This is a genomic window from Streptomyces sp. NPDC058291, from assembly GCF_042880855.1.
Taxonomy (GTDB): Bacteria; Actinomycetota; Actinomycetes; order Streptomycetales; family Streptomycetaceae; genus Streptomyces.
The window spans coordinates 43,811-51,687 of record NZ_JBHVYK010000033.1 but is presented as its reverse complement, the minus strand read 5'-3'; the positions used below and the strand labels follow the sequence as shown (position 1 = coordinate 51,687).

8 protein-coding genes are annotated in these 7,877 nt (G+C 74.1%); 6 read left to right on the top strand and 2 right to left on the bottom strand.

The annotated features are described in order from the left end of the window. Nucleotides 1–313 precede the first annotated feature (313 nt). Complete coding sequence (locus ACFVYK_RS18725) at nucleotides 314–1,504, bottom strand: zinc-dependent alcohol dehydrogenase (protein WP_389774991.1); 1,191 nt, start codon at nucleotides 1,502–1,504, stop codon at nucleotides 314–316. Between the two features lie 174 nt (nucleotides 1,505–1,678). Here ACFVYK_RS18725 and ACFVYK_RS18720 point away from each other — a divergent pair, with 174 nt between their 5' ends. After that, entirely contained in the window at nucleotides 1,679–2,704 is a 1,026-nt protein-coding gene (locus ACFVYK_RS18720; RefSeq protein ID WP_389774988.1) for a DUF3048 domain-containing protein, read from the top strand. 231 nt (nucleotides 2,705–2,935) lie between these two features. Here the strand turns inward: ACFVYK_RS18720 and ACFVYK_RS18715 are convergent, their stop codons facing one another. Then, complete coding sequence (locus ACFVYK_RS18715) at nucleotides 2,936–3,400, bottom strand: MarR family winged helix-turn-helix transcriptional regulator (RefSeq protein WP_389774985.1); 465 nt, start codon at nucleotides 3,398–3,400, stop codon at nucleotides 2,936–2,938. 122 nt (nucleotides 3,401–3,522) lie between these two features. On the opposite strand from ACFVYK_RS18715, the gene ACFVYK_RS18710 reads away from it, so the two are divergent. The 5 genes from ACFVYK_RS18710 to pcaD are packed head-to-tail and all read left to right on the top strand — an operon-like array spanning nucleotide 3,523 to nucleotide 7,664. Further along, a complete protein-coding gene (locus ACFVYK_RS18710) occupies nucleotides 3,523–3,780 on the top strand; it encodes a hypothetical protein (protein WP_389774982.1) in 258 nt (85 codons plus the stop codon). Between the two features lie 16 nt (nucleotides 3,781–3,796). Then, on the top strand, nucleotides 3,797–4,570 hold the full coding sequence (gene pcaH / locus ACFVYK_RS18705; protein WP_389774979.1) for a protocatechuate 3,4-dioxygenase subunit beta: 774 nt from the start codon (nucleotides 3,797–3,799) through the stop codon (nucleotides 4,568–4,570). Between the two features lie 6 nt (nucleotides 4,571–4,576). Further along, nucleotides 4,577–5,182: a protocatechuate 3,4-dioxygenase subunit alpha gene (pcaG, locus tag ACFVYK_RS18700; RefSeq protein ID WP_389774977.1), complete on the top strand. Its 606-nt coding sequence runs from the start codon at nucleotides 4,577–4,579 to the stop codon at nucleotides 5,180–5,182. Then, nucleotides 5,179–6,513: a 3-carboxy-cis,cis-muconate cycloisomerase gene (gene pcaB / locus ACFVYK_RS18695; protein ID WP_389774974.1), complete on the top strand. Its 1,335-nt coding sequence runs from the start codon at nucleotides 5,179–5,181 to the stop codon at nucleotides 6,511–6,513. Before pcaG ends, pcaB begins: the two co-directional genes overlap by 4 nt. Then, on the top strand, nucleotides 6,510–7,664 hold the full coding sequence (gene pcaD, locus ACFVYK_RS18690; RefSeq protein WP_389774971.1) for a 3-oxoadipate enol-lactonase: 1,155 nt from the start codon (nucleotides 6,510–6,512) through the stop codon (nucleotides 7,662–7,664). Before pcaB ends, pcaD begins: the two co-directional genes overlap by 4 nt. Nucleotides 7,665–7,877: the final 213 nt, after the last annotated feature.

Sequence of the window (7,877 nt, the reverse complement as noted above, 5' to 3'; positions counted from 1 at the left end):
CTGCGGACCTGCGGACCGAACAGGGCTGACGCCGTTCGGGTCGGCGAGCCCCTCTACCCAGAGTCGTCGTGCCGGTCTCGACGGAGCCGGCGGGGCCGACGGACCTGCGGACCTGCGGACCGAACAGGGCTGACGCCGTTCGGGTCGGCGAGCCCCTCTCCCCAGAGTCGTCGTGCCGGTCGCGGGTCCCGTGCCCCCGCCTGCCGAACCGGTCGGGTCGGCTACCGGGGAACGGTGCCGGGGCACCTCGGGTCGACTCCCGGGGAACGGTGTCGGTGCCGGGGCCGCCGACCGGGCGGCCCCGGGCGGCGCGTCACGGCGTCATCAGGACCTTGACCGCCCCGTCCTGCTTGCGCTGGAACATCTCGTAGGCGTGCGGGGCGTCCGTCAGCGGCACGCGGTGAGTGGCGAAATCGTCGACGCCGAGGGGGTCCTCGTCGGTGAGGTACGGCAGGATCTCGTCGGTCCAGCGGCGCACATTGGCCTGACCCATGCGGATCTGGATCTGCTTGTCGAACAGCGTGAGCATCGGCAGCGGGTCGGCCATGCCGCCGTAGACGCCGACCAGGGAGAGGGTGCCGCCACGGCGCACCAGCTCGATGGCGGTGTACAGGGCGGCCAGACGGTCGACGCTGAAACGCTCCGCGAGCGGGCCGCTCAGCTTCCGCGGCAGCAGGGCCGAGGCGTTCTGGATCATGCGGGCGGCCGCGCTGCCGTGCGCCTCGGTGCCGACGGCGTCGATCACGGCGTCGGGGCCGCGGCCGTCGGTCTCGTCGCGGATCGCGGCGACGAGCTCCTTCTCGCTGTCGAAGCTGCGCAGGTCGAACGCCTCCACGCCCCGCGCGCGGGCCCGGCGCAGCCGGTCGCCCACGAGGTCCACGCCGAAGACCCGGCCCGCGCCGCGCAGCTGGGCGATCCGGCAGGCCATGTCGCCGATGGGTCCGAGGCCGAGCACGGCGACGCTGCCGCCCTCGGGGATGTCCGCGTAGGCGACCGCCTGCCAGGCGGTGGGAAGGACGTCGGAGAGGTACACGAACCGGTCGTCGGGCGGGCCCTCGGGCACCTTGATGGGGCCGAACTGGGCCTGCGGCACCCGCAGGTACTCGGCCTGCGCTCCGGGCACCGCGCCGTACAGGCGGGTGTAGCCGAAGAGGGCGGCGCCCATGCCCTCACCGGTGACCTGGGTCGTCTCGCACTGGGTGGGCAGCGCGTTCAGGCACATCCAGCAGGTGCCGCAGGCGATCTGGAACGGCACGACCACCCGGTCGCCGGCCCGGAGGTCGGGCACCCCGGCGCCGACCTCCTCGACGATGCCCATCGGCTCGTGACCGAGGATGTCGCCGGGCGTCATGAACGGGGTGAGCACCTCGTAGAGGTGCAGGTCGGAGCCGCACAGTCCGCTGGACGTGACGCGGATGACGGCGTCCGTCGGTTCCTGGATCGTCGGATCGGGAACGGTGTCCACCCGCACGTCGCGCTTGCCCTGCCAGGTCACTGCCTTCATCGCCGCGCTCCCTCCGCCGTCCGGCCGGTCCCGGCAGGTCCGGGGGTCCCGGATCGTCGCTGCGCCCCGGGTACCCGAGCGCCCGGTCCCGAACCCCCGGGCCCGCCGGACCGGCCACCGATGGCCACTCTCGAACGGACGAGCGCACAATCGAGACACGGAACGGGGGTGCCCATGACGGACACGAGTCGGTCGAGACGCGAGGCGCGCACGGGGCGCGCCCGACGTCAGCCCAGCACGACCACGGCGCTCGCCGCACTGGCCGCCGCACTGGCGGTATCCATCGCCGCCGCGGGCTGCACGTCGTCCGGCGGGTCCTCGCCGGACGACGGCCGCAGCGCGTCGCAGAGCCCGAGCCCGACGGGTACCGCTCCAGGCGCGGTCCCCGGCCCGGTGCTCGCGGTGAAGATCGACAACGCGCCGGACGCCCGGCCGCAGACGGGCCTCGACTCCGCGGACGTCGTGTACGCCGAGCAGGTCGAGGGCGGGCTGAGCCGTCTGATGGCGGTGTACGCGAGCCGACTGCCGAAGGCGGTGGGGCCGGTGCGCAGTGCCCGGGAGTCCGACCTGGAGCTGCTGCGCCAGTTCGACCGGCCGGTGCTCGCGTTCTCCGGGGCGCAGAGCAAGTTGCTGCCGCTGATCGACCGGGCGCCGCTGGACGCCGTGACGCCCGGGGACAAGTCCGACGCCTACTTCCGGGGCGGCGAGCGGCCCGCGCCGCACAACCTGTATCTGCGCCCGAGCCGTCTGCTGCCCGCCGCGCCGGGCGAGGAGGCGCTGACCACGGGGTTCCGCTTCGGTCCCGCGCCCTCCGGGGGCCGGACCGAGACCTCGCGGACCGTGCGCTACCCCGCGGCCCGCTTCACCTTCACCTGGTCCGCGGGCCCGGCCCGCTGGCTGGTCACGACGGACGGCGAGCCCACCGTGGCGACCGACGGCCGGCGGCTGGCCCCGGCCACGGTGGTCGTGCAGCACGTGCGGGTGCGCGCGTCGGGGTTCCACGACTTCCTCGGCAACAACACGCCGTACACCGAGACCGTGGGTTCGGGGAAGGCGGAGGTGCTGCGCGACGGGCGGGTCTACGACGTGCACTGGAAGCGGCCGACGGCCGCGGACGGCACGGAGTTCACCGCGGCCGACGGCCGGCCGGTCGCGTTCGCCGAGGGCCAGGTGTGGGTGGTGTTCACGGAATCCCCCTGAGCCGCCCCACCGGCCCCGCCCCGCCGCCGGGACGACGACGGCGACCGCGCCCGCACGACGTCGACTGCGCCGCACGACGTCGACCGCGCCCGCACGGCTTCGGCCGCCAGGACGGCCCGCGGTGGCGGTGCGGTCGCGGTGATGTCGGTGTCGGTATCGGTGTCGGTGTCGACGCCGGATCCGGGCGGGGCCGCCGCGCCGGATGGGGACCCCGGCGGCCGGATCCCCCGGTCAGCCCTGTCGGAACACGGGTTCGGCAGGGTTGCGCAGCCCCTCGGCCGCGTCCGACACCCGCTGGATCAGTTCGAGGAACACGGCCTGTTCGTCGGCCGACAGCGGGGACAGGAAGACCTGGTTCATCCGGGCCGTGCGCACCGTCAGCCTGCGGTGCGCGCGCAGCCCGTCCTCGGTGAGCGCCAGCAGGAAACGCCGTCCGTCCTGCGGGTCGCGGACCTTGTCCAGGAGTGCCCGCCGGATGAGCCGGCTGATCACCTCGGCGACGGTGGAACGGTCGAGCCCGACCCGCTCCCCCACCGTGCGCTGGTCGATGCCCGGCTCGGCTACGAGCGCGTTGAGGACCGCGAACTGCGGCGAGGTGATCTCTTCGGAGACCATCGTGTTCCACAGCAGGTAGTGCGCCTGCTGCAGCCGCCGGGCCAGATGCCCGGGGTGGCTGGTGAGATCCACCGCGGCCATGTGAACTCCTCCGCTGAGATCGATCGGTGCACTGAACGATACCCCGTGATCCCGGGTCCGTCCGGGCTTCGATTGACAGGCAAACGAGCAGCAGACTGGGCTCTTGACTGGCTCGATCGCCGATGGCAGCGTGGGGGAAGTCTGAACAGATACTCAGTGCCCTGACTATTTCCGCCCGGGGGCTGGTCGACGGGATCGGGGCGCGCCCGGAGAGGGGCTACACGGATGGACCAGGCGACGGCTCCCTCGGCCTCCCGCCCGGCACCATCGGAACCCGCCTCGCCCTGGGCCAGGGCCTCGTCCTCGACCTGGGCCAGTGCCAGTGCCAGGTCCTCGTCCTCGTCCTCGTCCTCGTCCTCGTCCTCGTCCTGGAACGATAGGAACCCGGGAACACCCATGACTCTCACGCAAGCCGACATCGACCAGGAGATCGCGGCCGCGCACGCCGCCTACGAGAAGCGGCTCGCCGACGGCGCCCCGGTCGAGCACCAGCCGCGCCGCGACTACGCGCCGTACCGCTCGTCCGTCCTGCGTCACCCGAAGCAGGCGCCGGTCACGGTCGAGGTCGGCCAGGATCCGGAGCTGGTGGAGCTGCACTCCCCCGCCTTCGGCGAGCGGGACGTCACCGAGACCGACAACGACCTCACCCGGCAGCACCACGGCGAGCCGATCGGCGAACGGATCACCGTCTCGGGCCGGCTGCTGGACCGCGAGGGCCGTCCGGTCCGCGGCCAGCTCGTCGAGATCTGGCAGGCCAACTCGGCCGGCCGGTACGCCCACCAGCGCGAGCAGCACGACGCGCCGCTGGACCCGAACTTCACCGGCGTCGGCCGCACGCTCACCGACGACACCGGTTCCTACCGGTTCACCACGATCCAGCCGGGCCCCTATCCGTGGCGTCAGCATCTGAACGCCTGGCGACCGGCCCACATCCACTTCTCCCTGTTCGGCACGGCCTTCACCCAGCGGCTCGTGACACAGATGTACTTCCCGAGCGACCCGCTCTTCCCCTACGACCCGATCATCCAGTCGGTGACGGACGACGCGGCCCGCCAGCGGCTGGTCGCCACCTACGACCACAGCCTGTCCGTCCCCGAGTTCTCGATGGGCTACCACTGGGACATCGTGCTCGACGGGCCGCAGGCCACCTGGATCGAAGAAGGACGCTGAGCCGCCATGACGAAGATCGACACGAGCCGTCCGCAGACCGTCCTCCCCACTCCGTCGCACACCGTCGGCCCCTTCTACGGCCACGCCCTGCCCTTCCCCGGCGGCGGCGACATCGCCCCGGTCGGCCACCCGGACGCCATCGCCGTGCAGGGGTACGTGTACGACGGCGCGGGCGTCCCGCTGCCGGACGCGTTCCTGGAACTGTGGGGAGCCGATCCCGAGGGCGAAGTGCCGCGGGTCGACGGGTCGATGCGGCGCGACCCGGCGTCCGGCGGCTTCCTCGGCCGTAACGGCGTGCAGTTCACCGGCTGGGGCCGGGTGCAGACGGACGCCGACGGGCACTGGTCCGCGCGGACCCTGCGACCCGGTGCGCGCGGGCGAAGCGCCCCGTACCTGAGCGTCTGCGTGTTCGCGCGCGGGCTGCTGGTGCACCTCTTCACCCGGATCTACCTGCCCGACGACGAAGCGGCGCTGGCCGCCGACCCACTGCTGCGGCGGGTGGACCCGGCGCGGCGCGACACGCTGATCGCGACGCGCGACCGGTCGGAGACCTACCGTTTCGACATCCGCCTTCAGGGCGAAGGCGAGACGGTCTTCCTGGAGTTCCAGTGACAACTGCTCAGCCCGACTCCGGTCTGCTCGCCCCGGGGTGGGCCGGCTCCCCCGCAGCCCGCGCGACCGGTGACGGCGCCTACCTGAGGGCGCTGCTGGACGCGGAGGCCGCGCTGACCCGCGCCCAGGAGGCCTTGGGCGCGGCCCCCGAGGGCGCCGGGGCGGCGGTCACCGCGGCCGCCCGTGGCGACTTCGACATCCGCTCCCTCGCCGAGCGCGCCCGCGGCGGCGGAAACCCGGTGATCCCGCTGGTCGCCGATCTGACCGAGGCGGCCGGTCCCCGGTACGGCCCGTACGTGCACCGGGGCGCGACCAGCCAGGACATCATGGACACGGCGACGATGCTGGTGGCGGCGCGGACGCTCGACCTGGTGCTGGCCGACCTCGATCGGGTCCAGCGGGCGCTGGCCCGGCTCGCCGCCGAGCACCGGAACTCGGCGATGCCCGGACGGACCCTCACCCAGCACGCCGTGCCGACCACCTTCGGGCTGAAGGCCGCCGGGTGGCGTTCCCTGGTGCTGGACGCCCGCGACCGCATCACGGCCGTACGGGACTCGCTGCCCGCCCAGCTCGGCGGCGCGGCCGGGACGGCGGCCGCCCTCATCGCGTACGGCGCCGAGGACGCGACCGCGCTGGCCGCCGCGTACGCCCGCGAACTCGGCCTGACCGCACCGCTGTTGCCGTGGCACACCCTGCGCACCCCCATCGCCGACCTCGCCTCGTGCCTGGCCTTCACGGCCGGCGCGCTGGGCAAGCCGGCGGCGGACGTCCTCACCCTGGCCCGCACCGAGATCGCCGAGGTCGCCGAGGGCGGCGGGGGCGGCTCCTCGGCCATGCCGCACAAGGCGAACCCGGTGCGCTCGACGCTGATCGCGGCGGCCGCCCGGCGGGCCCCGCAGCTCGCGGCGACGCTGTACGGCTCGCTGGTGGCCGAGGACGAGCGCCCCGCCGGGGCGTGGCACGCCGAGTGGGAGCCGCTCAGGGACCTGCTGCGGCTGGTCGGCGGGGCCGCCCGGGACGCGGCGGAACTGGCTGAGGAGCTGCGGGTGTACCCGGAACGGATGCGCTCCCACCTCGGTCTCACCCACGGGCTGATCGTCTCCGAGCGGCTCTCCGCCGAGCTGTCCGGCCTGCTCGGGCGAGCCCGCGCCAGGGAACTCCTCACCGAACTGGCCCGGCGCGCCTACGCCGAGGGCCGACCGCTGGGGGGACTCCTCGCCGAGCAGGCCGACGTGCGGGACGCCGACGTCGACCTGGGCGAACTCATCGACCCCGCCCGTTACACCGGCTCCGCCGGAGCCTTCACCGACCGTGCGCTGGAGCGACGTTGACCGAGAAACTGCTCAACCACCGTGTCGAGGGGCCGACTTGTGCGCCAGCGCTGCTGCTCGGCCCCTCACTGGGCGTGTCGTTCGCGCTGTGGGACGAGGTCGCGCCCGAACTGTCCCTCACCCACCGGGTGATCCGCTGGGACCTGCCCGGGCACGGCGGTTCGGCCGCCGACCTGATCGGGCCCGGCGCCACCGTCGGCGACCTGGCCGGCCTGGTGCTGACGCTGGCCGACTCCCTCGGCGTGGAGAGGTTCGCCTACGCGGGCGTGTCGCTGGGCGGCGCGGTGGGGCTGCATCTCGCGCTGCACCATCCCGAGCGGCTGTCGTCGCTGGCCGTGATCTGCTCCTCCGCCCACTTCGGCGGGTCGAAGCCGTGGCAGGAGCGGGCCGCGCTGGTCCGTCGCGGGGGGCTGGCGGAGCTCGCCGAGAACGCGAACGCCCGGTGGTTCACGCCGGGGTTCACCGCTCCGGAGCTGATCGCCGACCATCGCGCCGCCGATCCGCAGGCGTACGCGGCGTGCTGTGACGCGCTCGCCGGCTTCGATGTCCGCGAGCGGCTCCCGGAGATCGCCGTGCGCACCCTGGCGATCGCCGGCCGCCAGGATCCCGCGACGCCCCCGGCGCATCTGCGGGAGATCGCGGACGGAGTGGCGGACGCCACGCTGGTCGAGCTCCCGGGCGCCTCGCATCTCGCGCCGGCCGAGTGCCCCGAGGCCGTGCTGACCGTGCTGCGGGCCCATCTCGACGGCGAGGCCAAGCGGGGCATGCAGGTCAGGCGCGAGGTCCTCGGCGACGCGCACGTGGACCGGGCCCAGGCCCGGCAGACCGCGTTCACCGCCCGCTACCAGGACTTCATCTCCCGCTACGCCTGGGGGGAGATCTGGACCGACCCGACCCTCAGCCGCCGCGAGCGCAGCATGATCACCCTGACCGCGCTGGTGGCACACGGCCACCACGAGGAGCTGGCCATGCACGTGCGGGCGGCCCGACGCAACGGGCTGACCCCGGACGAGATCGGCGCCGTCCTCCTTCAGACGGCCGTCTACTGCGGAGTTCCGGCCGCCAACTCGGCGTTCGCCACAGCCCAGCGGGCCCTGGCCGACGAACCCGGGCCGGACGCCCCGGATGCCGCGCGGGACGGCGACGACTGAGCCGGGGTAGACGGTACCGGCCCCTGCCCGGCCGCTGGCCCGGAACCGGAGCGGCGGCCTGCCGGTGACCAGGGCGCCCGCTGCCGACCACGCCGGCACCGGGGCGCCTTACTCCGTCACCGGGGAGCGGGACACCGTCGCCGACGTCCGTCCGCCCGCCCGCGTCGACGTCACAGGCCCTCGTCGACGCGAGGTCGCCCCGGCCGCTCCGGC